At 72.9% G+C, this 23,831-nt stretch carries 22 protein-coding genes and 1 riboswitch; of the genes, 13 read left to right on the top strand and 9 right to left on the bottom strand.

Translation table 11 applies throughout. From position 1 onward, the window contains the following. Window positions 1-172 precede the first annotated feature (172 nt). The 4 genes from AB0C66_RS08145 to AB0C66_RS08130 form a co-directional block, all read right to left on the bottom strand. Window positions 173-1,153, bottom strand: a complete 981-nt coding sequence (locus tag AB0C66_RS08145; protein ID WP_362434394.1) for a 3-oxoacyl-ACP reductase — start codon at window positions 1,151-1,153, stop codon at window positions 173-175. Next, window positions 1,138-2,223: a Zn-dependent alcohol dehydrogenase gene (locus tag AB0C66_RS08140; RefSeq protein ID WP_362434392.1), complete on the bottom strand. Its 1,086-nt coding sequence runs from the start codon at window positions 2,221-2,223 to the stop codon at window positions 1,138-1,140. Before AB0C66_RS08140 ends, AB0C66_RS08145 begins: the two co-directional genes overlap by 16 nt. Before the next feature lie 25 nt (window positions 2,224-2,248). After that, the gene (locus tag AB0C66_RS08135; protein ID WP_362434390.1) at window positions 2,249-3,136 is read right to left on the bottom strand and encodes a MaoC/PaaZ C-terminal domain-containing protein; all 888 of its coding nucleotides are present in this window, start codon (window positions 3,134-3,136) and stop codon (window positions 2,249-2,251) included. Window positions 3,137-3,493: 357 nt separating this feature from the next. Further along, complete coding sequence (locus AB0C66_RS08130) at window positions 3,494-5,023, bottom strand: MFS transporter (RefSeq protein ID WP_362434387.1); 1,530 nt, start codon at window positions 5,021-5,023, stop codon at window positions 3,494-3,496. Window positions 5,024-5,245: 222 nt separating this feature from the next. Between AB0C66_RS08130 and AB0C66_RS08125 the strand changes: the two genes are divergently transcribed. The 5 genes from AB0C66_RS08125 to AB0C66_RS08105 all read left to right on the top strand — a co-directional run bounded on the left by AB0C66_RS08125 (window position 5,246) and on the right by AB0C66_RS08105 (window position 9,315). After that, entirely contained in the window at window positions 5,246-5,854 is a 609-nt protein-coding gene (locus AB0C66_RS08125; protein ID WP_362435592.1) for a class I SAM-dependent methyltransferase, read from the top strand. Window positions 5,855-5,902: 48 nt separating this feature from the next. Next, the gene (locus AB0C66_RS08120; RefSeq protein WP_362434385.1) at window positions 5,903-6,805 is read left to right on the top strand and encodes an N-acetylmuramoyl-L-alanine amidase; all 903 of its coding nucleotides are present in this window, start codon (window positions 5,903-5,905) and stop codon (window positions 6,803-6,805) included. A 162-nt stretch (window positions 6,806-6,967) separates the two neighbouring features. After that, a complete protein-coding gene (locus AB0C66_RS08115) occupies window positions 6,968-7,795 on the top strand; it encodes a hypothetical protein (protein WP_362434382.1) in 828 nt (275 codons plus the stop codon). A 130-nt stretch (window positions 7,796-7,925) separates the two neighbouring features. Further along, window positions 7,926-8,936, top strand: coding sequence for an LLM class F420-dependent oxidoreductase (locus AB0C66_RS08110; RefSeq protein ID WP_362435589.1), 1,011 nt, complete (start codon window positions 7,926-7,928; stop codon window positions 8,934-8,936). Window positions 8,937-9,021: 85 nt separating this feature from the next. Then, window positions 9,022-9,315 (top strand): hypothetical protein, encoded by a 294-nt coding sequence (locus AB0C66_RS08105; protein ID WP_362434380.1) that lies wholly within the window; start codon window positions 9,022-9,024, stop codon window positions 9,313-9,315. Between the two features lie 19 nt (window positions 9,316-9,334). On the opposite strand, the gene AB0C66_RS08100 is transcribed toward AB0C66_RS08105, so the two are convergent. From AB0C66_RS08100 to AB0C66_RS08090, 3 genes are all read right to left on the bottom strand, one after another. Further along, a complete protein-coding gene (locus AB0C66_RS08100; RefSeq protein WP_362434377.1) occupies window positions 9,335-10,441 on the bottom strand; it encodes a prenyltransferase in 1,107 nt (368 codons plus the stop codon). Further along, window positions 10,441-11,190 carry a methyltransferase domain-containing protein gene (locus tag AB0C66_RS08095; protein ID WP_362434375.1) on the bottom strand — a complete coding sequence of 250 codons (750 nt, stop codon included), beginning with the start codon at window positions 11,188-11,190 and terminating at the stop codon, window positions 10,441-10,443. The genes AB0C66_RS08100 and AB0C66_RS08095 overlap by 1 nt, the downstream gene beginning before the upstream one ends. An 87-nt stretch (window positions 11,191-11,277) precedes the next feature. Beyond that, window positions 11,278-12,573, bottom strand: coding sequence for a glycosyltransferase family 4 protein (locus AB0C66_RS08090; protein WP_362435587.1), 1,296 nt, complete (start codon window positions 12,571-12,573; stop codon window positions 11,278-11,280). Window positions 12,574-13,112: 539 nt separating this feature from the next. Here AB0C66_RS08090 and AB0C66_RS08085 point away from each other — a divergent pair. Both AB0C66_RS08085 and AB0C66_RS08080 read left to right on the top strand, forming a co-directional pair. Then, a complete protein-coding gene (locus AB0C66_RS08085) occupies window positions 13,113-13,727 on the top strand; it encodes a TetR family transcriptional regulator (RefSeq protein WP_362434373.1) in 615 nt (204 codons plus the stop codon). A gap of 284 nt (window positions 13,728-14,011) precedes the next feature. Further along, window positions 14,012-14,632 carry a response regulator transcription factor gene (locus AB0C66_RS08080; RefSeq protein WP_362434370.1) on the top strand — a complete coding sequence of 207 codons (621 nt, stop codon included), beginning with the start codon at window positions 14,012-14,014 and terminating at the stop codon, window positions 14,630-14,632. A gap of 71 nt (window positions 14,633-14,703) precedes the next feature. On the opposite strand, the gene AB0C66_RS08075 is transcribed toward AB0C66_RS08080, so the two are convergent. Further along, window positions 14,704-14,937: a ferredoxin gene (locus AB0C66_RS08075; RefSeq protein WP_362434368.1), complete on the bottom strand. Its 234-nt coding sequence runs from the start codon at window positions 14,935-14,937 to the stop codon at window positions 14,704-14,706. Beyond that, window positions 14,937-16,403, bottom strand: coding sequence for an aldehyde dehydrogenase (locus AB0C66_RS08070; protein WP_362434366.1), 1,467 nt, complete (start codon window positions 16,401-16,403; stop codon window positions 14,937-14,939). Before AB0C66_RS08070 ends, AB0C66_RS08075 begins: the two co-directional genes overlap by 1 nt. A 96-nt stretch (window positions 16,404-16,499) precedes the next feature. Between AB0C66_RS08070 and AB0C66_RS08065 the strand changes: the two genes are divergently transcribed. The 6 genes from AB0C66_RS08065 (at window position 16,500) to AB0C66_RS08040 (ending at window position 23,807) form a co-directional block, all read left to right on the top strand. After that, on the top strand, window positions 16,500-17,555 hold the full coding sequence (locus AB0C66_RS08065) for an MBL fold metallo-hydrolase (protein WP_362434363.1): 1,056 nt from the start codon (window positions 16,500-16,502) through the stop codon (window positions 17,553-17,555). A 123-nt stretch (window positions 17,556-17,678) separates the two neighbouring features. Continuing rightward, window positions 17,679-17,764: riboswitch (cobalamin riboswitch) on the top strand. Window positions 17,765-17,955: 191 nt separating this feature from the next. After that, window positions 17,956-19,221 carry a prenyltransferase/squalene oxidase repeat-containing protein gene (locus AB0C66_RS08060; protein ID WP_362434360.1) on the top strand — a complete coding sequence of 422 codons (1,266 nt, stop codon included), beginning with the start codon at window positions 17,956-17,958 and terminating at the stop codon, window positions 19,219-19,221. Beyond that, window positions 19,221-20,027 (top strand): SCO2322 family protein, encoded by an 807-nt coding sequence (locus tag AB0C66_RS08055; protein ID WP_362434358.1) that lies wholly within the window; start codon window positions 19,221-19,223, stop codon window positions 20,025-20,027. The genes AB0C66_RS08060 and AB0C66_RS08055 overlap by 1 nt, the downstream gene beginning before the upstream one ends. Continuing rightward, window positions 20,024-21,334 (top strand): CbiQ family ECF transporter T component, encoded by a 1,311-nt coding sequence (locus AB0C66_RS08050; protein ID WP_362434355.1) that lies wholly within the window; start codon window positions 20,024-20,026, stop codon window positions 21,332-21,334. Before AB0C66_RS08055 ends, AB0C66_RS08050 begins: the two co-directional genes overlap by 4 nt. Beyond that, window positions 21,331-22,956, top strand: a complete 1,626-nt coding sequence (locus tag AB0C66_RS08045) for an ATP-binding cassette domain-containing protein (protein WP_362434353.1) — start codon at window positions 21,331-21,333, stop codon at window positions 22,954-22,956. Before AB0C66_RS08050 ends, AB0C66_RS08045 begins: the two co-directional genes overlap by 4 nt. Further along, window positions 22,953-23,807 (top strand): ECF transporter S component, encoded by an 855-nt coding sequence (locus AB0C66_RS08040; protein ID WP_362434352.1) that lies wholly within the window; start codon window positions 22,953-22,955, stop codon window positions 23,805-23,807. The genes AB0C66_RS08045 and AB0C66_RS08040 overlap by 4 nt, the downstream gene beginning before the upstream one ends. The last annotated feature ends 24 nt before the right edge of the window (window positions 23,808-23,831 follow it).

The following is a 23,831-nucleotide window of genomic DNA, read 5'->3' as shown; positions in this document are numbered from 1 at the left end:
CAGACCCGTTATCTTTCAGTTACTTCCCTGTCTGACGCTCCGTCACACCATCCACCCGGGGCCAACACGCCTGCGGGGCAGGGCTGTCGGGCCGGGTGTCCGGCCGGGCACCGGGACGCGCGACGGCCCCTCGCCCGGCCCGGATGGGGGCGAGGCGAGGGGCCGGAAGAACTCACGGCACGCGCGACTGACCCCGTTTGAGCCCCAGCACTTCCACCGCCGCGAAGTTCTCCCCGCCATGTCCGGCGAAGTACGGCGTCAGCACGTCGTCCAGTTCCTCGAAGCCGAAGGCGTCCTTCGTCGCGTCGAGTTTGGCCGCCACCTTGGGGCGCTCCAGGATGGCCACCATGCCGCCGTGGACCACGAACACCTGGCCGCTGACCTTGGCCGCGCGGGGCGAGGCGAGGTAGCCGACGAGGGGGGCGACATGTTCGGGGGCGAGCGGGTCGAGACGGCCGTCCTCGGGGAGCGCGAAGTCGGCGAAGACGTCCTCGGTCATCCGGGTGCGGGCGCGGGGGGCGATGACATTGGCCGTCACGCCGTACTTGGCCAGGGCGCCCGCCGTGGAGGTGGTGAGGCCGACGATGCCGCCCTTGGCGGCGGCGTAGTTGGGCTGACCCGCGGATCCGGCGAGGAACGCCTCGGAGGAGGTGTTGACGATCCGGCCGTGGACCGGGCCGCCGCGGGCGGCCTTGGAGCGTTCGCGCCAGTGGGCGGCGGCGAAGCGGGTGGTGTTGAAGTGGCCTTTGAGATGGACGCGGATGACCGAGTCCCACTCCTCCTCGGACATGGAGAAGATCATCCGGTCACGGAGGATACCCGCGTTGTTGACCAGGATGTCCAGCGCCCCGTAGCTGTCCACGGCGAGTTGGACCAGCTCACGGGCGTGGTCGAAGTCGGCCACATCACCGGAGTGGGCGGTGGCCCGGCCACCGGCGGCGCGGATCTCCTCGGCGACCCGCTCGGCCGGTCCGGCGGACGCCTCGCCCGAGCCGTCACGGCCGCCCTGGCCGAAGTCGTTGACCACGACCTGGGCGCCGAGACGGGCCAGTTCAAGCGCTTCGGCGCGACCGAGACCGCGTCCGGCCCCGGTGACGATCGCGGTCTTCCCCGCCAGCGGCCGGGCCCCGTTGGGCCTCAGATCTCGATGCATGTGCGCAGCGCCTCCCCGGTCCGCATCTGGTCGAGCGCGTCATTGATCTCGGTCAGCCGCACCCGGTGGGTGATCAGCCCTTCGAGGTCGATCCGGCCCGCCCGCCACAGCGCGATGGTGCGTTCGTAGGAGCGCAGCACATCGCCACCGCCGTAGAGCGAGGGCAGGATCCGCTTCTCGTCGAAGAACAGCTCGAACATGTTGAGGTGCAGCAGGTCGTCGGAGGCGCCCGCGCCGACGACGCACAGGGTGCCGCCGCGCCGGGTGGCCTCGTAGGCGGTGCGGGCGGTGGCGGCGCGGCCGACCACCTCGAAGACGTAGTCGAAGCCCTCGCCCGCGGTGACGTTGTTCCTGGCGTCGGTGAGTCCGTCCGGTGTGACCGCCTCGGTGGCGCCGAACCGCAGGGCCGCCTCGCGGCGCGCCTCGACCGGGTCGACGGCGACGATCTGGGCCGCACCGGCCGCCCTCGCGCCCTGGATCACGCTGATGCCGACGCCGCCGCAGCCGATGACGGCGACCGACGCTCCGGCCTCCACCCGTGCGGTGGTGAACACCGCGCCGAGCCCGGTGGTGACCCCGCATCCGATGAGGGCGGCGATGTCGTACGGCACATCGTCGGGGATCGGTACGGCGCAGGGCGCGGGCAGCACGACCTCCTCGGCGAAGGTGCCGGTGCCCGCGAAGCCGAAGACATCGGCCGGACTGCCGCCGGAACGGCGGTAGTTGGGGGTTCCGGCGTTCATGAAACCGGTCAGACACAGATGCGGCTGGCCACGGCGGCAGGACGGACAGCCGCCGCAGGCGGGCAGCCAGCACACCAGCGCCCGGTCACCCGCGGACAGCGAGGTCACGCCCTCGCCGACTTCCAGGATCTCGCCCGCGCCCTCGTGTCCGGGGACGAAGGGTGCGGGCTGCGGCAGGACGCCGCTCATCGCGGAGAGGTCGGAGTGGCACAGTCCGGTGGCCCTGACGCGCAGCCGGACCGTGCCGGGGCCGAAGCCCACCGGCTCGATGTCGTCCAGGACTTCCAGCTTCTCCTGCCCCGTCTCGTGCAGTACGGCCGCGCGCACGGCGCCTCCTCCTGGGTCACATGGGTCAAGCGTGCTCGACGGTGGTGTCGGTGAGGACGGGCGCGCCGTCCCGTTCGACGGCGGTGGCCGTCACATGGATACGGCCCGGACCGGCGGCCGCGCCGTCCCCGTTCTCCCTGTCGTCCCGCCACATCCGGACGCACAGGGTCTCGCCGGGGAAGACCACCCCGGCGAATCGGGTGGTGTACGCGCGGACGCGGGCCACCTCACCGCCCAGCGCGGTGTCCACGACGGCCTTCAGCACCATCCCGTACGAGCACAGCCCGTGCAGGATGGGCCGGTCGAACCCGGCGCCCTTGGCGAAGTCGGGGTCGGCGTGCAGCGGGTTCCAGTCGCCGGACAGCCGGTACAGCAGCGCCTGGTCCTCGCGGATGGCCCGCTCCACGGTGTGGTCGGGTTCGCGGGCCGGGGGCTCCGCCCGGTCGGAGGGTCCGCGTTCACCGCCGAAGCCGCCCTCGCCGCGGACATAGATCCGGGTGTCACAGGTCCACAGCGGTCCGTCGGCGTCGGTGGCGTCGGTCCGCAGCACGATCACCGCGGCCTTGCCCTTGTCGTACACCGCGGCCACCTTCGACAGCTGGGTGGCCCGGCCGTTGACCGGGATGGGCCGGTGCAGTTCGACGGACTGTCCGCCGTGCAGCACGGCGGCGAGGTCCACGTCGATCCCGGGTGCGGTGAGCCCGCCCGCGAGGGCCATCCCGCCGCCCGCCACGGTGGCGAAGCTGGGGAGGACGTGCAGTCTGCTCTCCAGGGTGTAGCGGAGTTCCTCGGGGTCGGTGGCCGGGACTCCGGCCCCGATACCGAGGTGGTAGAGCTGGATGTCCTTATGGCCCCAGCTGAGAGCCGTGGTCCGGGGTTCGGCCGAGACGGCCTTGACGGCATCGATGGGCATAGGGCGACAGCACTCCTCGGTTCCTCGGCCACGGCGACACGGCGGGTGAAGTCCCCACCGTGTGAAGACCCCGGCCCGCCCGTCCGCACCGTCGGCCGTGCCGGGGTCGCATCTGGTCGGCAGAACGAGAACGCGTTCTAGCCGATGGCCCCATGTATAGCCCAATCCCGTGGGACTGGGAAGAGTGCTGACACCTCGTCAGTTTCGCTCGGGAGCCATGCCCCCGCCGCCCGGCCACCTTCGCAACGGCCCAGGTCATGGCCACGGACGAGCGGCGCCGCCGCGCCCGGTCCCCGGTCGGGGAACGGGCGCGGCGGAGACGGTGAGGGCGCGCGGCGGAGACGGTGAGGGCGTCCGTTACGCCGAACGGTCCGCACCCCCGCCGCCCGGCCCCGCGGTGGCGGCGGATGTCCGCGGCAGGGCCACGACCATGAGTACCGTGGCCGCCGCGACGATCCCGGTGGCCACGGTGAACGCCTGGGCGTAGCCCGCCGCGAGCGCCTTCTCCGCCGTGTCCCCGTGGCCGCGCGCGGACGAGATGCGCTCGGCCGCCACCGTGGCCAGCACACTCAGGCCGAGCGCACCGCCCATCTGCCGGGAGGTGTTGACCAGACCCGAGACCAGTCCGGCGTCGGACGCGGTGGCGCCCGAGGTGGCCGCGGCGGCCAGCGGGGTCATCAGCAGCCCCGAGCCCAGCGACATCACCAGGGCCGGGCCCAGGACCGTGCCCAGGAAGGTGCCGTCCGCGTCCATCCGGCTCTGCCAGCCGAAACCGATCGCCGCGAGGGTGCCGCCCACTATCGCGAGCGTCTTCCCGTCGATCCGCGCCATCAGCCGGGGTGCCAGCTTCGATCCGAGGACGATCGAGAGGGTGTGGGGAAGGAAGGCCAGACCGGCCTTGACCGGGCTGTAGTGCAGCACGTTCTGCAAGTAGAGCGACATGAAGTACCACATGGCGAACATCCCGGCGCCGAACACCGTCATCACCGCGTTCGCCGCCGACACCGCCCGGACCCGGAACAGCCGCAGCGGCATCAGTGGCTCCTTGGTGCGGGCCTCCACCGTCAGGAAGACGCCGAGCAGCGCGAGACCGGCCAGCATCGGGACGAGTGAGGCGGCGGCGGACCAGCCGTGCGCCTCGGTCTGGACGATGCCGTACGCGAGGGCCGCGAGCCCGGCCGTGACGAGCACCGCACCCGGCATGTCGAGCCGCCGCGCGGCGCCGGACCGGCTCTCGGCCAGCCACACCGTGGCGGCCACCAGGACCAGGGCCCCGACCGGCACATTGACCAACAGCACCCAGCGCCACGACAGATACTCGGTGAGCAGCCCGCCGACCAGCGCGCCCGCCGCTCCGCCGCCCGCGCCGACCGCCGTCCAGGTGCCGATGGCCCGGGTGCGGGCCGGACCGTGCGGGAAGGTGGTGGTGAGGATGGTGAGCGTGGCCGGGGAGACCACCGCGGCGCCCACGCCCTGGACGGCGCGCGCCGCGATCAGTTGCCACGGCTCCTGCGCGAGTCCGCCCGCCAGGCTGGCGGCGGTGAACAGGCCGAGGCCCAGCAGGAACACCCGCTTACGGCCGAAGAGGTCCGCCGCGCGCCCGCCGAGCAGCAGGAATCCCGCGAAGGTGAGCACATAGGCGTTCACGACCCACTGGAGACCGGTCTCACCGAGCTCCAGGGACGAACGCATCGACGGCAGCGCCATGTTGACGACGGAGACGTCGAGCACCACGAGGAACTGACCGGCACAGGCGGCGAGCAGCACCGCCCAGACCGGTGGCGTGGCCCGCGGGGCGGACGAGGTGATGGCGGAGGACGTCACCGGAGGGACGGCGTCGCTGGTTTCGGTGGCCGATGATGGCGGGTAAGGAGTGTGGGCGCCCATGGACCTGATGCTGCCAGTTCGCCCCCACCCCCCGCATCAGCATTTCGTCGCATCCAGACCGCCGGGGGTCCTAGGTCGTATCGCGCGGGAAGAGCCGTCGGGTCCGGCCCCACCCGCCCGGCCGCCGGGACCGTACGGGAGGATGGCCGGGTGACTCAGCCCGCCGCCGCCCCGGCCCCCGACAGCACCGTCCTCGCCGCGTTCGAGGCGGCGAAGGGCTTCATGCCCGTCGACGAGGGGCTCGCCCTGTACGCCGCCGCCCATGAGGCCGCCACCGCGCTCCGGCTGCCGCTGGTCGAGGTCGGCACCTACTGCGGGCGGTCCACCCTCCTGCTGGCCGACGCCGCCCGCGCGGCGGGCACGGTCGCGGTCACCGTCGACCACCACCGCGGCTCCGAGGAGCAGCAGCCCGGCTGGGAGTACCACGACCCGGAGGTCGTCGATCCCGAGGTCGGGCGGATGGACACGCTGCCCGCCTTCCGCCGCACCCTGCACGCCGCCGGTCTGGAGGAGCACGTCATCGCGGTCGTCGGCCGCTCACCGCGGGTCGCGGCGATCTGGGGGCGGCAGGTGGGGCTGGTGTTCATCGACGGCGGCCACACCGACGAGCACGCCAGCGCCGACTACGAGGGCTGGGCGCCGCATCTCGCGCCCGATGGGCTCCTCGTGGTGCACGACGTCTTCCCGGACCCGGCCGACGGCGGTCAGGCGCCGTACCGGATCTACCGCCGCGCGCTGGAGTCCGGCGCCTTCACCGAGGTGTCCGCGACCCGCTCGCTGCGGGTGCTGCGCCGTACCGACGTACCGCTCGACGACGACCCGGGCGCATAACCCAGCGGTGGCCCCGGCGCGTCATCCGGCCCGGTTACCATCGCGTGCGTGTCCTACGGCAGCTTTCCTCCCCCGCCCGGCGGCCGACGCGGCGGCACCCTCGCCGTCGTCCTGGCCGCCCTCATCCCCACCTGTTTCGCGGGCTGGCTGCTGTGGAGTTCCCTGGGCGGCCCGGAGAAGGGCGACGGGACGGCGGGCGGCACCGGACTGCCCACCGCGTCGTCCACCTCGTCCCCCTCGCCGCCGTCCGTCGCGCCTTCCTCCGGCGCCCCGGAGAAGGCGCTCAAGGGCAAGGTCGTGGTGATCGATCCGGGCCATAACCCGAACAATCACGACCACGCCGCACAGATCGGCCGCCGGGTGGACATCGGCACCAACAAGAAGGAATGCGATACCACCGGTACGGCGACCAACTCCGGCTATTCCGAGGCGTCCTTCACCCTCGATGTGGCGCGCCGCGCCCGCACCCTGCTCGAAGCCCGTGGCGCCACGGTGAAGTTCACCCAGGACGGCAAGAAGGCGTTCGGGCCGTGTGTCGACGAACGCGCCGAGATCGGCAACAAGGCCCACGCGGACGCCGTCGTCTCCGTCCACGCCGATGGCGCGGGCCCCGGGGAGCGCGGCTTCCACATCATCCTGCCCAAGGGGGTGCACGGCGGTGGCGCCGACACCTCGGCCATCACCAAGCCCTCCCGCCGTCTCGGTGAGCGGCTGCTGAAGACGTTCACCGAGGAGACCGGCAGCGAACCGGCGGGCTATATCGGAGACGGCAGCGGGCTGAACGTCCGGGGAGATCTCGGCGGTCTCAACCTCTCCACCGTTCCCAAGGTGTTCATCGAATGCGGCAATATGCGGGACGCGAAGGACGCGGCGCATCTCACCGACGCACGCTGGCGGGAAGGGGCCGCGCGGGGTATCGCGGAGGGCATTACGGACTTCTTGAACGGGTAGCGTCTCCGCATCCGAACGGGAGGTCACGACCGTGAAACCGATGGGACACCCCCGCTCTCCACGCAAAGTTTCACCCGTACGATGGGGCCCACCCCCGACGCCTTCAGCGCCACGCGCCTGGCGGCAGCGCTAATACCCACGAAACCGACAAAGGACCTCACGTTGAACATCCGCTCGCTCACTCGAGGCGACGGCGTGGTGATCGGAGCAGCGGTGTTGCTCTTCATCGCCTCCTTCCTCGAGTTCTACTCAGCCGATTGCGACGGCCCCTACTGCGACAAGATCGACATGCCGAACGGATGGGACACGGACAAGCTCCTGATCGTCCTCCCCGCGGTGTTCCTGATCGGTCTGATCGGCGCGGGGCTGGTCGTCGCCGGGCGCTTCCAGCCCGAGAGCCGTAAGATCGGCGGGCTCACCCTCAGCCAGTGGGGTGCCGGCTTCGTCGTGGTGGCGGCGTGGGACTCGCTCTGGAGCCTCATCGCCACTCCGGACGGGGGCAGCGTGGGCGTCGGTGCGATCCTCGCACTGCTGGCCACCCTCGCCATGGCGGCGGCGGTCATCGCGACCCCGCGCGTTCCGGCCCTGGCCGCACCGCTGATGGCCACCGGCCCGGCGGCTCCGTCCCCGTACGGCCACCAGCCCCCGCAGCCCGGCTACGGCTACCCGGGTCCGGGTGCCCAGCCCGGCGCCCCGGCGCCGTTCGGCGCCCAGCCCGGTCAGCCCCAGCCCGGCGGCCAGCCGTTCGGCGGCCAGCCCGGTCCGGCGGCCCCGGCCCCGGCCGCCGGTGGTGACTTCTCGCCGTTCTGGTTCGCCGTTCCGGTGGCCCGTCCGCTGTACGCGGAGGACGGTTCGTCGAACACCATCGCCGAACTGGCCCCCGGCACCTGGTACCTCGCGGTCGAGCAGCGCGGTCAGGCGCTGGTCGCCCAGACCCAGGACGGCCGTCGCGGCGTCCTCCAGGACACCACGGGGATCCAGCGCGGCTGATCTCCCCCTCGTGCCACCCGGCCCCTCGCCCCTCACCGGGCGGGGGGCCGTTGCCATTCCCGTTACCGGCCCGTACAGTCCGGCGCACCAACTGACGCTCCATCATTCACGGTGGCGGGAAGGGGACATGATGCGGCTCGGTCTGGCGCTCGGCTACTGGGGCCGCGGTCCCGACCCCCGCCATCTGGAACTGGCCCGGGAGGCCGAGCGGTTGGGGTACCACTCGGTGTGGACCGCCGAGTCCTGGGGCTCGGACGCCTTCACACCGCTGACCTGGATCGCCGCGCACACCAGCCGGATCCGGCTGGGTACGGCGGTGGCGCAGATGGCCGCCCGCACCCCCACCGCCACCGCGATGCAGGCGCTCACCCTGGACCATCTCTCCGGCGGACGGATGATGCTCGGCCTCGGGCTGTCCGGACCGCAGGTGGTGGAGGGCTGGTACGGACGGCCGTTTCCCCGCAGTCCGCTGACCGCCACCCGTGAGTACGTCGACGTCATCCGGCAGGTGCTGCGCCGGGAGGCACCGGTGCGGCTGGAGGGGCGCCACCATCCGCTGCCGTACACCGGTCCGGACGCCACCGGGCTCGGCAGACCGCTCAAGCCGATCGTCCATCCGCTCCGGTCCGATCTGCCCGTACTGCTCGGCGCCGAGGGGCCGAAGAACATCGCGCAGACCGTGCGGATCGCCGACGGCTGGCTGCCGCTGTACTGGTCGCCACTGCGCACGGAGCTGTACGCGGCGGCGCTCGCCGAGGCCCGCGAGGGCTTCATGGTGGCGGCGATGGCACAGGTGCGGGTCTGCGCGGACGTGGCGGAGGGGCTGAAGCCGGTCAAGGCGATGCTCGGCTTCTACATCGGCGGGATGGGCCACGCGGCCCGTAACTTCCATGCCGATCTGATGGCGCGGCTCGGTTACGGGGACGAGGCGCGGCGGGTCCAGGAGCTGTTCCTCGCGGGGCACCGCGCCGAGGCGATCGACGCGGTGCCGGACGCGTTCGCCGATGAGATCTCGCTCGTGGGCCCCCGGGAACGGATCGCGGAGCGGCTCCAGATGTGGCGTTCCGGTCCGGTCACGGATCTGCTGGCGCTCGCACCGGACGAGGAGACACTGCGGGTGCTGGCCGAACTCAACAGCTGATCAGGCGCGGTGGATTCACGCAGGTGAGCGGTGTGGCGGCGGTCAACAGGGTTTGACACCGGCCGGAGCGGCAACCCTCATCGGCATGTCCCCAAGCTATCGCTCCAGAAGCAATCAGGCCGCGACCGTCCTGGCGGTCGTCGCGGACATCGCCGCGGTCATCCTCGGCCTGTGGATCCTGTTCTCCCTCCTCGACGCCAACCGCACCAACGATCTCGTCAACGCCGTCCATGATGCCGCCCAGTGGCTGGCAGGCTGGTCGCACGACCTGTTCACCATGGATACCGAGTGGCTGCGGACGATCCTCAACTACGGTCTGCCCGCCCTGGTCTACCTGTTCATCGGCCACACCCTGGCCAACCGTATGCGCCGCGGCTGACGGCCGCCGCGGCGGTCGCTCAGCGGCAGCAGTCCGAGTCCAGCCCCCTGGGCAGGGACTCCCCGCCGAAGACGGCCGTGGTCGCCTCGTCGCCGCCCAGTGCCGCCACGGCCAGCACCAGTGATCCGGCGGTCCAGGTGGTGCGCTCCTCGGGCCAGATGGCGTCGTCGTCGAAGACGTAGCCGGTCCAGTACATCCCGTCCTCGGCGCGCAGCCGGGGCTGGATCCACCGCAGGACGTCCACCGCGCGGTCGGACTCACCCATCGCCCAGAGGGCGAGCGCGAGTTCACAGCTCTCGCCGCCGGTGATCCAGGGGTTGGGGTGCACACAGCGCACCCCGAGCCCCGGCACCACGAAGCGGTCCCACTCGCCCTCGATGCGCTCCTTGGCGGCCGCGCCGGTGAGCGCCCCGCCGAGGACCGGGTAGTACCAGTCCATCGAGTAGCGGTTCTTGTCCAGGAACCGCTCGGGGTGGTGGCGTATGGCGTGGCCCAGCATGCCGGCCGACAGCTCCCAGTCGGGCTGGGGCTCCTCGCGGTGCTCGGCGATGGCCAGGGCGCAGCGCAGGGCCTGGTAGACGGAGGAGGAGCCGGTCAGCAGGGCGTCGGTGTCCACGCTGCCGTCCTCGTCGCGGCGCCAGCCGATCTGGCCGCCGCTCTGCTGGAGGCCGAGGACGAACTCGACGGCGTGGCGGACGGTGGGCCACATCCGGTCGAGGAACGTGTCGTCGCCGGTGGCCAGGTAGTGGTGCCAGACGCCGACGGCCACATAGGCGCAGAAGTTGGTCTCGCGGCCGCGGTCGGTGGGTTCGGTGGCGGCCACGCCGTCGGGGGTGTCGGGGTAGGCCGCGTACCAGGAGCCGTCCGTGTTCTGGTGGTCGGCGAGCCACCGGTAGGCGGCCTCGGCGCGGTCGTGCTCACCCGCCACGTCGAGTGCCATCGCGGCCTCGATGTGGTCCCACGGGTCGAGGTGGTGGCCGCGGAACCACGGTATGGCGCCGTCGGCGCGCTGTACGGCGGCGATGGCGCCGACCGTGCGCAGCGTCTCCTCGGCGGTCAGCACCCCGGGCAGCGCGAGCCGTTCGGTCCGGGGGCCGGGGCCGCCGGATCGGGGGCCGTACGCCATCACGCCCCCTCGATGGGGCTGCCGGTGTCACCGGGGGTGTGCGGCTTGGTCGCGTACGCCACGAAGCTCTTGCCGATGAGCGGGTTCAGCGCACGTTCGGCGACCCGGGTGGCCAGCGGCTTCTTCATGATGTCCCAGACCAGCAGCTTGTGGTACGCCCGCACCGGCAGGGCTTTGTCGTTGTCCACGCCGAAGGCGCACTTGAGCCACCAGTAGGGGCTGTGCAGGGCGTGGGCGTGGTGGGTGCCGTACGGCCGCAGCCCCGCCTCGCGCATCCGCTCCAGGAGCTGCTCGGCGCGGTAGATCCGGATATGGCCGCCCTCGACCTCGTGGTACGCGTCCGACAGCGCCCAGCACACCTTCTCCGGGCCGTAGCGCGGGACGGTGACGGCGATCCGGCCACCGGGGCGCAGCACCCGCACCATCTCGGCGAGCACACCCTTGTCGTCCGGGATGTGCTCCATCACCTCGGAGATGATGACGACGTCGAAGCTGTCGTCGGGGAAGGGCAGGGCGAGGGCGTCGCCCTCCATGGCGGTCGCGGTGGCACCGGCCGGGGCCTCGCCGGCCTCCTCCATGGCCGCGAACCACTTGGCGACCTCGCGTATCTCATCGCCGTTGCGGTCCAGGGCGACGACCCGCGCACCGCGCCGGTAACACTCGAAGGCATGCCGTCCGGCGCCACAGCCCAGGTCGAGGACTCGGTCGCCGGGGGCGAGCGGGAAGCGGGAGAAATCGACGGTCAGCACGGGGGTCTGCTTTCGTCCGGCGGGTTCGCGGGCTGGCGGGCTTACGGGTTCTTGGGCTTACGGGGCGCGGCTCGGCGGTCGGGGCGGTCAGCGGCGGGCGCGGGCGGCCGGGGTCCGCGCGCCGATGGCCGCGCGGTAGTGCTCGACGGTGCCGCGGGCGGCCTGTTCCCAGGTGAACCGGCGCAGCACCCGCTCACGTCCGGCCGTGCCGAGCCGGAGTCTGAGGTCGGCGTCGCCCAGCAGCCGGACCAGGGAGGCGGCGAGCGCTCCCGCGTCACCGGGCGGTACGGCGAGGCAGGTCTCCCCGTCGGCGCCCGCGACCTCGGGGATCGCACCGCCGGTGGTGGCGACCAGCGGGGTGCCGGTGGCCATGGCCTCGGCGGCGGGCAGCGAGAACCCCTCGTAGAGCGAGGGCACACAGGCGACCTGGGCGCCGCGCACCAGGTCCACGAGTTCGGGGTCGCTGATGCCCTTGACGAACTCCACCGCGCCCTCGAGTCCGTAGCGGGCGATGGCGGTGGCCACCGGACCCTTCTCGGGGCGTTTGCCGACGACGACGAGATGGGCCCCGGGGTGCTCGGTGCGGACCTTGGCGAGCGCCTCGACGAGGTGGACAAGGCCCTTGAGCGGGACGTCCGCGCTGGAGGTGGTGACGATGCGCCCGGGGATCTCCGGCACGGCCGGGTCGGGCGAGAACAGCTCGGTGTCCGCGCCGATATGCACCACATGGACCCGCCGCGGGGCCACCCCGAGGTGGTCGACGATCTCGCGCCGGGAGGAGCCGGAGACGGTGAGCACCGAGGGCAGCCGCCGGGCCACCCGCTTCTGCATCCGGGTGAAGCCGTACCAGCGGCGCACCGAGGCGCGGCGCCGCCAGCCCTCGGCGGCGTCCAGGTCGAGTGCGCGGTCCACGGTGATGGGGTGGTGGATGGTGGTCACCAGGGGGTAGCCGATCCGCTCCAGCCCCAGCAGCCCGTAGCCGAGGGTCTGGTTGTCGTGGACGACGTCGAAGTGGCCGCGGCGGGCGGCCAGATGGCGGCGGGCGCGCAGGCTGAAGGTGAGCGGCTCGGGGAAGCCGCCGGTCCACATCGTGCCGACCTCCAGGGCGTCGATCCAGTCGCGGTACTCGGCGAGTGCCGGGGTGCGGAACGGATCGGGCTGGCGGTAGAGGTCCAGGCTCGGCAGTTCGGTGAGGGTCACGCCCTCACGGGTGTCCACCACCGGGTACGGCTGGGCCCCGATGACCTCGACGGTGTGGCCGAGCCGGGCCAACTCCCGGGAGAGATGCCGGACATAGACGCCCTGACCGCCACAGAAGGGGTTCCCCTTGTAGCTGAGCAGCGCGATCCGCAGCGGCCGGTCGGTGGCGGCGGGGGGATCCACTCGAAGCGGGTCGGGCCCGATCTCCTGCGCGGCCTCTGCGGTCACTCGCGCCCCCTCCTAGGTGCAGTTCAGCGGGAGCGTAGCCGCTTCCGATTATCTAGAACAAGTTTCACTATCGGATAGCCCGAGAAGTCTCGAAGATACCTGGCTCCCACGGCTCCGCCAGAGCCGGAACAGGTGATTCCTACCACTCAGTAACCGTGGGTATGAGACAGCCGCGCGACGGGCCGGGCGATATCGGTGCGAGTGCGGCAAACTCCCCCGCTCCAGGGAGCGGTCCGGGCAAGGGGGCCGGTCCGGGCGCCGCGCCGTCGGAGCGTCGTACGGGGTGCGCGGAAGGCGGTACCCGCCGGGCGCCACCCGGGCGGCAGCAACCTGCCTCAACTGCGCGGACACCGGTACGGCGGCGGCCCCCCGCGCTAGCCTAGAACGAGTTTCAGTGAGGGATCCGGTGACTCGCACCCCCGGGCCGGGCCTGCCATCATGCTCGGGTCCACATGGCCCCGACCCGCAGACGCGACACATCTGAAGTGGGACATATGACCGCAGAAGTCAAGCCAGCCCCCTTGCAGCTGACCGAGCGGCAGGAGGCGCGCCGACGCCGCATCCTGCACGCCAGTGCCCGGCTGGCCAGCCGCGGCGGCTTCGACGCGGTCCAGATGCGCGAGGTGGCCGAGAACTCCAGCGTCGCCCTCGGCACCCTCTACCGCTACTTCCCCTCCAAGGTCCACCTGCTGGTCGCCACCATGCAGGACCAGCTCCAGCACATGCACGAGGCGCTCCGCAAGCGCCCGCCGACCGAGGAGGATCCGGCCGCCCGGGTCGCCCAGACCCTGATGCGCGCCTTCCGGGCGCTTCAGCGCGAACCCCATCTGGCGGACGCCATGGTCCGGGCGCTCACCTTCGCCGACCGTTCGGTGAGCCCGGAGGTGGACACGGTCTCCCGGCTGACCACCGCGATCATCCTCGACGCCATGGGCCTCGAGGGGCCGCCGACACCCGAGCAGCTCTCGGCGGTCCGGGTCATCGAGCACACCTGGCATTCGGCACTGATCACCTGGCTCTCCGGGCGGGCCTCGATCGCCCAGGTGAAGATCGACATCGAAACGGTCTGCCGGCTGATCGACCTCACGGCTCCCCCCGCGTCCCCCTGACCTCCTCAATCGACCCCACCAACTGAGCCCACGCGACCCCCGCATAGCGCCTCGGGTCGCCTCCGTATACCCCCGACCGACTTTCGCCACCGCGCGCCAGGGGCGCACGCTCTTTTAGCCGCGCCCCCGCCGAGCAACGGGGCAGTTGTTTGTGCGCCCGCGCGCTCCCCGTTGGCGCAAAACCCGCGTTCACGACCCGGGCAATCCCGGTATTCATGAACGGCGCGCGACAGAGCGACAACGGCGTGCAACCAAAAGAAACTTCACTGGGGGTGGAGAAGTCCGTGATACGGGTACTTCTGGTGCATGACTCATGCCTGCTGCGATCCGCGCTGGCGACGCTGATACGGGCCGAACCGGACATCGAGGTGGCCGCGTGCTCCTGGCGTGACGCGCGTAGTAGAGCGCGCTCGTTACAGCCCCATGTGTGCGTCATGGACACCGACTGCCCCGGTTCCGACGCACCCGCGCACAAGGGGGAGTTGAAGAAGATCGTGAGCGCCGCCGCCGGTGACCACGGTGGGTGCGCACTGCTGGTCCTGGCCAGTGCGGGACGCCCGGGTCCCTTGCGGCGTGCCCATGAGGCGCAGGCGCTGGGCTATATCGACCGGAACGCCCCGCCGCAGCGGCTGCTGGACGGCATCCGCCATGTCGCCAGGAAGGAGCGGTTCGTCGACGACTCACTCGGCTACGGCTTCCTCCAGGCGGCCGAGATCCCGCTGACCCAGCGCGAACTGGGGGTGCTCTCGCTCGCCGCGGACGGCGCCTCGATCGCCGAGATCGCCCGGACCCTCCATCTGTCCAACGGGACGATCCGCAACTACCTGGCCGCGATCACGCGGAAGACGGGGGCGCGCAATCGGGTGGACGCCATCCGGATCTCGCACGCCGAGGGCTGGGTCTGACCCCGGCCACCCCACCGGGCCGGATCCCCACCGGATCCGGCCCAGCCCCTCCCGGCTCTCCACTCGTCCGGCTACTCGTCCGGCGGAAAGACCTGCTCGCCGCCGTCCCGCAGCCGGATCGCGATGGCCTCCACCGGACATCCCTCGGCCGCCGCGAGCACCGCCTCCGAGGCATCGGCCTCCGCCGCCACCGGATGCGCCTGCCGCGCCGTGTCCAGCCGGAAGCCGCGGGGCGCGGTGCTCGCGCACAGTCCGGAGCCGATACAGACGCCCCGGTCCACCTCGATCCGCCAGCGGTCGCCCATCAGACCGGCTCCCCGTCCCAGCCCTGCGGCAGGTGGATCATCTTGTGCTCGAGATAGGCGGCGTAGCCCTCGGGCCCGAACTCCCGCCCCAGACCGGAGTTCTTGTAGCCGCCGAAGGGGCCCAGCATGTCCAGGCTGAAGGTGTTGACGGAGTAGGTGCCGGTGCGGATCCGCCGGGCGAAGGCGACACCGCGCGCGGGGTCCGCCGTCCAAACGCTGCCCGACAGTCCGTAGTCGGAGTCGTCGGCGATCCGGGCCGCCTCCTCCTCGTCGCCGTACGGCAGCAGACAGATCACCGGGCCGAAGATCTCCTCGCGGGCGATCCGCATCGAGTTGGTGACATCGCCGAAGAGGGTCGGCTCCACATACCAGCCGGTGTCCGGACCGGCCGGACGGCCGCCGCCGGTCAGCACCTTGGCGCCCTCGCGCTGCCCGAGCGCGATGTAGTCCAGTGACCGCTGCCGCTGCCGCCGGGTGACCAGCGGGCCGACCTGGGTGGCGGGGTCCAGCGGATCGCCGACGACCAGGGCGGCGGCGGCCGCGGTGAGGCGTTCGGCGATCTCGTCGTACCGGGCGCGCGGGGCGAGGATCCGGGTCTGGGCCACACACGCCTGGCCGTTGTTCATCCAGGCGTTGGGGACGATCCCGGTGACCGCCGCGTCCAGATCGGCGTCCGGCAGGATCACGGCCGCCGACTTGCCGCCCAACTCCAGTGTCACCCGCGTCAGATGGCGGGAGGCGACCTCCATGACCCGTTTGCCCGCCGCCACCGATCCGGTGAACGACACCTTGTCCACGCCCGGGTGCCCGACCAGATACTCACTGACCTCGCGGTCCGCCGGGAGGATGGAGACCACTCCCTCGGGCACCCCCGCCTCGGTCAGGATCTCCGCCAGGACGTAGGAGTCCAGCGGGGTCTCCGGTGAGGGCTTGAGGATCACCGTGCACCCCGCGAGCAGCGCCGGGGCCAGTTTCGCCGCCGCCACGAACTGCGGGACGTTCCACGGCACCACGGCCGCCACCACCCCGACCGGTTCACGGCGCACCAGCAGCGGACCGAGACATCCGTCCCGCCGCTCCTCGTGGACCGCGCCGCGCGCCACGGTGATCGCGGAGTCCCACACCATCATCGCGCCGAGCGCCTGGGCCAGCACGCTCCAGGAGTACGGGGAGCCGTTCTGGGCGCTGATGATCCGGGCCAGTTCCTCATGGCGCACCGCGATGAGGTCCTTGATCCGGGTGACCACGGCGATCCGCTCGTCCAAGGTCATCCGGGGCCACGGCCCCTCGTCGAAGGCCGTGCGCGCCACCGCCACCGCCCGGTCCACATCCGCCCGCGCGGCATGCGGCACCCGTCCGATGACCCGCTCGGTATGCGGCGAGACGACCTCGATGGTCTCCGTGCCCGCCGGATCGACCGGCTCCCCGCCGATGTAGAGCTGCCCGTGCTCGATGAGGTCGCCCATCGCTGATGCCTCCCGTGGGGATCGATCTGACGGTGCATCAGAACTGATACCAGCTCTCGTTATAGTGGGCAATGGCCGAACGACAGGGGGACACTGATGACGGCACGGACAACCGGAGCGGTACGGGTGAGAGACCACGGCGGCGGGGTCCGGAGCATCCCGGTACCGATCCCGGACAATCCCCTCGGCCACACCCTGGTCCACCTCCTCGACACCGATCGCGGCCCGGTCCTCATCGACACCGGCTGGGACGATCCGACCGCCTGGGACACCCTCACCGCCGGACTGACCGCGTGCGGTACCTCCGTCACCGAGCTGCACGGTGTGCTGATCACTCATCACCACCCCGACCACCACGGGCTCTCCGCGCGAGTGCGGGAGGCTTCCGGCGCCTGGATCGCCATGCATCCGGCCGACGCCACCGTCGTACGCCGCACCCGTGACGCCGAGCCCGCCCGCTGGCTCGCCTACCTCGCCGGGAAACTGGCCGCGGCGGGCGCCCCCGAGGATCACCTCGCCCCGCTGCGCGCCGCCCGCACCGCAGGCGGCGGCACCTTCCCCGGGCACCGGGCCGCCCTCCCCGACCGCGAGATCGTCCCCGGCGCCCTCCTCGATCTGTCCGGCCGCCGGCTGCGCGCCGTCTGGACCCCGGGCCACACCCCCGGCCACGTCTGTCTGCACCTGGAGGAGCGGCACCCCGCCAACGCCCCCGGCCACGGCCGCCTGTTCTCCGGCGACCATCTGCTGCCCGAGATCAGCCCGCATATCGGGCTCTACGAGGACCCCGACGACCACACCGTCACCGACCCCCTCGGCGACTACCTCACCTCCCTCCGGCGCGTCGCCGACCTCGGCCCGGCCGAGGTGCTCCCGGCCCACCAGTACGCCTTCACCGACGCCCCGGCCCGGGTCCGTGCCCTGCTCGACCACCATGAGCAGCGCCTCACCGGTCTGCTCGTCCTGCTCGGCACCCCGCTCACCCCCTGGCAGCTCGCCGAGGCCATGGAGTGGAACCGCCCCTGGGCCGAGATCGGCTACGCCTCCCGCAATATCGCCGTCTCCGAGGCCGAGGCCCATCTGCGTCATCTGGTCACCCAGGGCCGCGCCGCACCCGTCCCCGGTACCGACCCGGTCACCTACCGGGCCGTCTGAGCCCGGCGCGGCCCCGCACCGCGGACGGACCGGACCGGAGCTCCGGATTCCGGACAGCCCGGGGAATCGTGGACCGACCGGGCGGTTAAGGTATGCGGGAAAACTTCATCCGCGTCCGTTCGGGGGAAGCCGGTGGCAATCCGGCGCTGACCCGCAACCGTGACCGTACGGCGCCGCCCCGTGCGTATGCCGTGCCCAGCCGGAGTACCTGGCCGGACGCACCGCAGGCTCCCGCCGCCGGACCGCCGGCGGCGGCACCGTCGAGGTATGCGGAGCTGAGCCCGGTGCCGACGTGTCGCGGAGTGTCCGCGCGCGGTGGGTGCGCCGTGCGCGGCAGCGCGTACGCCCGTCGTCCCCCATGTCGCCCGTCGCAGCGACACTCATGAGAGGCACCACAGCCATGATCGTACGCCGCAGCGTCGCGGCTCTGGCCGTCTCCGCCGCCCTGTGCGCGGCCGCCGCGCCCGCGGCCCTCGCGGACGGCAAGCCCGCTCCGAAGGGGTCCGGCGCCGCACTGCCGAAGGGGCTGTACGGCACCAAGGACCCCAAGTTCGACGGGGTGTGGCGGCAGTCGCTCGCACTGCTCGCGCAGGACGCGGTGGAGGTCACCCCGGCGAAGTCGGCGGTGGACTGGCTGGCCGGGCAGCAGTGCGCGGACGGTGGCTTCGCCGCGTACCGGGCGGACACCGCCAAGCCGTGCGACGCGAAGAAGGGCGAGTTCAGCGATGCCACCGCCGCCGCCGTCCAGGCGCTGGCCGCGGTCGGCGGCCGCGCCAAGGCCGTCGAGAAGGGCATCGGCTGGCTGAAGCGGAACCAGAACGAGGACGGCGGCTGGGGTATGAACCCCGGCGGAGCCAGCGACGCCAACTCCACCTCCGCCGCGGTCGGCGCCCTCGCCGCCACCAGTGTGGACCCCGCCGAGGTCACCTCCGCGGAGAGCGGCAAGACCCCGTACGACGCGCTGCTCGGCCTCCAGCTCGGCTGTGACGCCAAGGCGGACGAGCGCGGGGCGTTCGCGTACCAGAAGGCCAAGGGCGGTCCGGCCGCCAACGATCTGGCCACCGCGAGCGCCGCGCTGGCCGTACGGGGCAGCGGGCTGGTCCCGGACACCGAGGGCAAGGGAAGCGCCGCTGAGCCCAAGCCGCTGGCCTGCGGGGACAGCGCGAAGGACCGCACCCCGGAGCAGGCCGCCGAGGGCGCCGCCGACTACCTCGCGACCACCATGGCCGGACACGGCGACCATCTGCTGTCCGCCATGCCCGGCGCCAAGGACCAGCCGGACTTCGGCGGCACCGCCGACGCGATCGTGGCGCTCTCCGCGGGTGGCCACCGCACCGCCGCGGCGAAGCCGCTGGCGTGGCTCCAGAGCAAGGAGGGCTCCGCGGTGGCCTGGGCGAAGGGCGACCCGGGCGCGCTGGCCAAGCTGGTGCTGGCGTCCCACGCCGCCGGTGGCGACCCGCGCGACTTCGGCGGTGTCGACCTCGTCCGCCAGCTGAACGCCACCGGGCCGAAGCCGCAGGCCGCGTCGGGCCCGGAGGCGTCCGCCGAGAGCGACAAGAAGGACGACGGCGACGGCAACGGCGTCTGGTGGGTCGTGGGCATCTGCGCGGTGGCCGGTATGGGTATCGGCTTCCTGATCAGCGGCCGGAAGAAGCAGCGGGTCTGATGCGGAGAGCGCCGTTCGCCACCGTGCGCGGAGATGACCGCGCCGTCCGGGCCACGGTCCGGTCCGCCGTCCGGCCGACCGGGCGGTGCACCGGGCGCGGGCCGTGGCGGGCCGGGGCGCCGCGTCGGGTGTCGGCCGTGGTGGCCGTGCTCACCGGGCTGCTGGTGCTGGTGGTCGGGGCGGTTCCGGCGCAGGCCGGGGCGGGGTACCGCTACTGGTCGTTCTGGGAGCGCGAGGCCGGCGCGAAGAGCTGGACGTACGCCACGCAGGGGCCGTCGGTGGCACGGCCCGTCGATGGCGAGACGATCGGCTTCCGCTTCGGCGTCAGCGAGGACTCCGAGAACGCCGTCCAGCCGCGCGGTGCCGCCGACTTCGACACGGTCTGCGCGGACACCCCCGCCAAGGACGGCAGCAAGCGGATCGCGGTGATCATCGATTTCGGCACGGCCGCGGACGCGCCCGGCGGTGACACCCCGCCGGGGAAGGCCCGTACCCGCTGTGCCCGGGTCGAGACGCGGGCCAGCGCCGGGGAGGCGCTGGCCGCCGTCGCCGAACCGCTGCGCTACAACTCCGCCGCGCTGCTGTGCGCCATCGCCGGATACCCCTCCTCGGGCTGCGGTGAGAAGACGGACGGCAAGGGCACGAGCGGCGACGGCGGCAAGGGTGACCCGGGCTCCGGCGCCGGGCGGAGCGGTGCGGAGAAGAGTGACGACGGCGGTCCGTCGGCCGGGCTGATCGGCGGCATCGCCGCCGTTGTCCTCCTCGGGGCCGCGGGCGTCTGGCAGGCACGACGCCGCCGCGTATGAACACCCCGGTCGCCGAAGTCTCCGCCCGGCTGCGCGCGCCCGCCGCCACCCGCGGCGGCGCACTGCACGCGGGCGCCTGGTGGCTGTGGGCGCTGGGGCTGGCCACGGCGGCGTCCCGCACCACCAATCCACTGCTGCTCGGACTGCTGATCGCGGTCGCGGGCTATGTGGTCGCGGCGCGCCGCACCGACGCGCCGTGGGCCCGCTCGTACGGCGCGTTCCTGAAGCTGGGACTGCTGGTGCTGGCGATCCGGCTGTTCTTCGCGGTGTTCCTGGGCTCGCCGATCCCCGGCACCCGGATCCTGTTCACCCTCCCCGAAGTCCCGCTTCCCGACTGGGCGCAAGGGGTGCGGATCGGTGGCCGGGTCACCGCCGAGGGGCTGGTGTTCGCGCTCTACGACGGACTCAAGCTGGCCACCCTGCTCATCTGCGTGGGCGCGGCGAACGCGCTGGCCAGTCCGGCCCGGCTGCTCAAATCCCTGCCCGGTGCGCTCTACGAGGCCGGGGTGGCGATCGTGGTGGCGATGACCTTCGCGCCCCAACTGGTCTCCGACGTCCAGCGGCTGCGTGCCGCCCGGCGGCTGCGCGGCCGCCCCGACCGGGGGTTCCGCGCACTGCTCCAGGTCGGACTCCCGGTGCTGGAGGGCGCGCTGGAGCGGTCGGTGGCGCTGGCGGCGGCGATGGACGCGCGCGGCTACGGCCGTACCGCACAGGTGCCACCCGCCGTACGCCGGGTCACCGCGGCACTGACCCTGGGCGGGCTGCTCGGTGTGTGCTGCGGGACCTACGGACTGCTGGCGGCCGAAGGCGGCGGCTACGGGCTGCCGTTGCTGCTCGCCGGGCTGGCGGCGGCGCTCGGCGGACTGTGGCTGGGCGGCCGCCGCTCGGTGCGCACCCGCTACCGGCCGGACCGGTGGGGTGTCGTGGCATGGCTGGTGTCGGGCTCGGGCGCGGCGGCCGCGGCGGTGATGATCTGGGCCACCTCGTACGCGCCGGAGGCGCTGCAACCGCCCACCGTGCCGCTCACCGCGCCGACCCTGCCGCTGTGGCCCGCGGCGGGGGTGCTGCTCGGGCTGCTCCCCGCGTTCGCCGCCCCGGCGCCCCCGGGACGCACGCCGCGAACGGCACCGGAACCGGCACCGGCGGTGCCCGGCCCGCGCCCGGCGCCCCCGGCCACGGAGCGGAACGGCGACCGCACCCCGCCGGACCGGCAACCCGGCGGACGAACCGGCGGACGAACCGAAGAACGACCCGGTGGACGAACCGACCGACGACCCGACGCAGATTCCGAGGAGGCCGCACAGTGATCCGCTTCGAGCAGGTGTCCGTCACCTTCGAGGGCGCGGCCCGGCCCGCCCTGCGCGAGGTGGACCTGACCGTTCCCGAGGGCGAGCTGTGTCTGCTGGTCGGCCCGTCCGGATCGGGCAAGTCCACGCTGCTGGGCGCCGTCTCCGGACTGGTGCCGCATTTCACCGGCGGCACCCTGCGCGGGCGGGTGACCGTCGCGGGCCGTGACACCCGCACCCATAAACCGCGGGAACTGGCCGATGTGGTGGGCACCGTGGGGCAGGATCCGATGGCCCACTTCGTCACCGACACCGTCGAGGACGAACTCGCCTACGGTATGGAGTCGCTGGGCGTCCCGCCGGACACCATGCGCCGCCGGGTCGAGGAGACCCTCGATCTGCTCGGCCTGGCCGAGCTGCGCGACCGCCCGATCGCGTCCCTCTCCGGCGGCCAGCGGCAGCGCGTCGCCATCGGTTCCGTGCTCACCACCCACCCCCGGGTGCTGGTGCTGGACGAGCCCACCTCCGCACTGGACCCGGCCGCCGCCGAGGAGGTGCTGGCCGTACTGCAACGGCTGGTGCACGACCTCGGCACCACCGTGCTGATGGCCGAACACCGCCTCGAGCGGGTGGTGCAGTACGCGGACCAGATGATCCTGCTGCCCTCCCCCGGGGCCGCCCCGGTGGTCGGCGATCCGGCCGAGGTCATGCCGGTCTCACCGGTCCAGCCGCCCGTGGTGGCCCTCGGCGGCCTGGCCGGGTGGTCACCGGTGCCGCTGTCGGTGCGCGACGCGCGGCGCAGGGCCGGGCCGCTGCGGGAGCGGCTCGCGGACGCCGCGCCCCGCGCGGTGGCCGGGCCCGCGCCCGGCGCTCCGGTGGCCGAGGTGTCCCGGCTGGCGGTGCGCCACGGCCGGGTCGAGGCGCTGCGCGGGGTCGGCCTGTCGGTGCGGCCCGGTGAGACGGTGGCGCTGATGGGACGCAACGGCGCGGGCAAGTCCACCCTGCTGGCGAGCCTGGTCGGGATGAACAGGCCCGCCTCGGGCTCCGTCCGGGTGGGGAGCGGGGACGGCGGGGTGGTCCCGCACCGCACCCGGCCCGCCGAACTCCTGCGCCATGTCGGCCTCGTACCGCAGGAGCCGCGCGATCTGCTCGCCGCGGACACGGTGGCCGCCGAGTGCGCCGCGGCCGACCGGGACGCGGACGCCGCCCCGGGCACCTGCCGCGCCCTGGTCGCGCGGCTGCTGCCGGACGTGGCGGACACCATCCACCCCCGCGATCTGTCGGAGGGCCAGCGGCTGGCTCTCGCCCTGGCCGTCGTGCTGACCGCCCGTCCCCCGCTGCTCCTGCTCGACGAGCCGACCCGCGGGCTGGACTACGCGGCGAAGGCGCGGCTGGTGGAAGTGGTGCGGGAGCTGGCGGCGGACGGCCATGCCACGGTGCTCGCCACCCACGATGTGGAGCTGGCGGCCGAACTCGCCCACCGTGTGGTGATCCTGGCCGAGGGCGAGGTGGTGGCGGACGGACCGATGGCGGAGGTCGTGGTCTCGTCACCCGCCTTCGCGCCCCAGGTGGCGAAGATCCTTGCGCCGCTGCCATGGCTGACCGTGGCGCAGGTGCGCACCGCGCTGGAGGCGGCGCCATGAGCACGCCGGACACCGTCGGCACGGTGGCGAGGGGGCAGCGGGTGCGACCGGTACGGCCGGTGCGGCTGGGCCCGCGGTCGGTGGCCGCGCTGGCGCTGGTGTCCGCGGTCGGGGTGGTGGCCTTCGGGTGGCCGCTGTTCGCACCGGGCGACTCCGGTGTCACCACCCACGCCGCCGACGCGCCCTGGCTGTTCGCCGCGCTGCTGCCACTGCTGCTGGCCGTGGTGGTGGCGACGATCGCCGACACCGGTCTGGACGCGAAGGCCATCGCGATGATCGGGGTACTGGCGGCGGCCGGTGCGGCCCTGCGTCCACTGGGCGCGGGGACGGCCGGGATCGAGCCGATGTTCTTCCTGATGGTGCTGTCGGGGCGGGTGCTCGGGCCCGGTTTCGGCTTTGTGCTGGGCTCGGTGTCGATGTTCGCCTCCGCGCTGCTCACCGGCGGGGTGGGCCCCTGGATGCCGTTCCAGATGCTGGCGATGGGCTGGGTGTCGATGGGGGCGGGGCTGCTGCCCGGCCCCTCCCGGCTGCGCGGACGCGGTGAGTTGGCGCTGCTCGCGGCGTACGGGGCGGTGGCGTCCGTCTGCTACGGCACGGTGATGAACCTCCAGGGCTGGACGCTGATGCAGGGCACGGCCTCGGGGATCAGCTATGTGCCGGGGGATCCGGTCGGCGAGAACCTGGTCCGGTTCGTGGCGTACTGCCTGGCCACTTCGCTCGGCTGGGACCTGCCGCGCGCGGTGGTGACGGTGGCGCTGACGCTGACGCTCGGCGGCACCGTCCTCAAGGCGCTGCGCCGGGCCACCCGGCGGGCGGCCTTCGACGCGACCGCCGTGTTCGAGAAGGGCTGAACGCCACCCAACGGCCAGTCCCCG

The organism is Streptomyces sp. NPDC048636 (assembly GCF_040650655.1).
Lineage (GTDB): Bacteria > Actinomycetota > Actinomycetes > Streptomycetales > Streptomycetaceae > Streptomyces.
This window is presented reverse-complemented; position numbering and strand designations above follow the sequence as displayed.

What these genes read in the sequence shown, in the direction of transcription:
- AB0C66_RS08065 (WP_362434363.1), top strand. Translation starts at nt 16,500, where the DNA reads ATGACGGCACGGACAACCGGAGCGGTACGGGTGAGAGACCACGGCGGC.
- AB0C66_RS08055 (WP_362434358.1), top strand. Translation starts at nt 19,221, where the DNA reads ATGCGGAGAGCGCCGTTCGCCACCGTGCGCGGAGATGACCGCGCCGTC.
- AB0C66_RS08135 (WP_362434390.1), bottom strand. Translation starts at nt 3,136, where the DNA reads ATGCCCATCGATGCCGTCAAGGCCGTCTCGGCCGAACCCCGGACCACG.
- AB0C66_RS08040 (WP_362434352.1), top strand. Translation starts at nt 22,953, where the DNA reads ATGAGCACGCCGGACACCGTCGGCACGGTGGCGAGGGGGCAGCGGGTG.
- AB0C66_RS08075 (WP_362434368.1), bottom strand. Translation starts at nt 14,937, where the DNA reads ATGGGCGACCGCTGGCGGATCGAGGTGGACCGGGGCGTCTGTATCGGC.
- AB0C66_RS08125 (WP_362435592.1), top strand. Translation starts at nt 5,246, where the DNA reads ATGCCCGTCGACGAGGGGCTCGCCCTGTACGCCGCCGCCCATGAGGCC.
- AB0C66_RS08050 (WP_362434355.1), top strand. Translation starts at nt 20,024, where the DNA reads ATGAACACCCCGGTCGCCGAAGTCTCCGCCCGGCTGCGCGCGCCCGCC.
- AB0C66_RS08085 (WP_362434373.1), top strand. Translation starts at nt 13,113, where the DNA reads ATGACCGCAGAAGTCAAGCCAGCCCCCTTGCAGCTGACCGAGCGGCAG.
- AB0C66_RS08070 (WP_362434366.1), bottom strand. Translation starts at nt 16,403, where the DNA reads ATGGGCGACCTCATCGAGCACGGGCAGCTCTACATCGGCGGGGAGCCG.
- AB0C66_RS08100 (WP_362434377.1), bottom strand. Translation starts at nt 10,441, where the DNA reads ATGGCGTACGGCCCCCGATCCGGCGGCCCCGGCCCCCGGACCGAACGG.
- AB0C66_RS08110 (WP_362435589.1), top strand. Translation starts at nt 7,926, where the DNA reads ATGCGGCTCGGTCTGGCGCTCGGCTACTGGGGCCGCGGTCCCGACCCC.
- AB0C66_RS08145 (WP_362434394.1), bottom strand. Translation starts at nt 1,153, where the DNA reads ATGCATCGAGATCTGAGGCCCAACGGGGCCCGGCCGCTGGCGGGGAAG.
- AB0C66_RS08130 (WP_362434387.1), bottom strand. Translation starts at nt 5,023, where the DNA reads ATGGGCGCCCACACTCCTTACCCGCCATCATCGGCCACCGAAACCAGC.
- AB0C66_RS08105 (WP_362434380.1), top strand. Translation starts at nt 9,022, where the DNA reads ATGTCCCCAAGCTATCGCTCCAGAAGCAATCAGGCCGCGACCGTCCTG.
- AB0C66_RS08060 (WP_362434360.1), top strand. Translation starts at nt 17,956, where the DNA reads ATGATCGTACGCCGCAGCGTCGCGGCTCTGGCCGTCTCCGCCGCCCTG.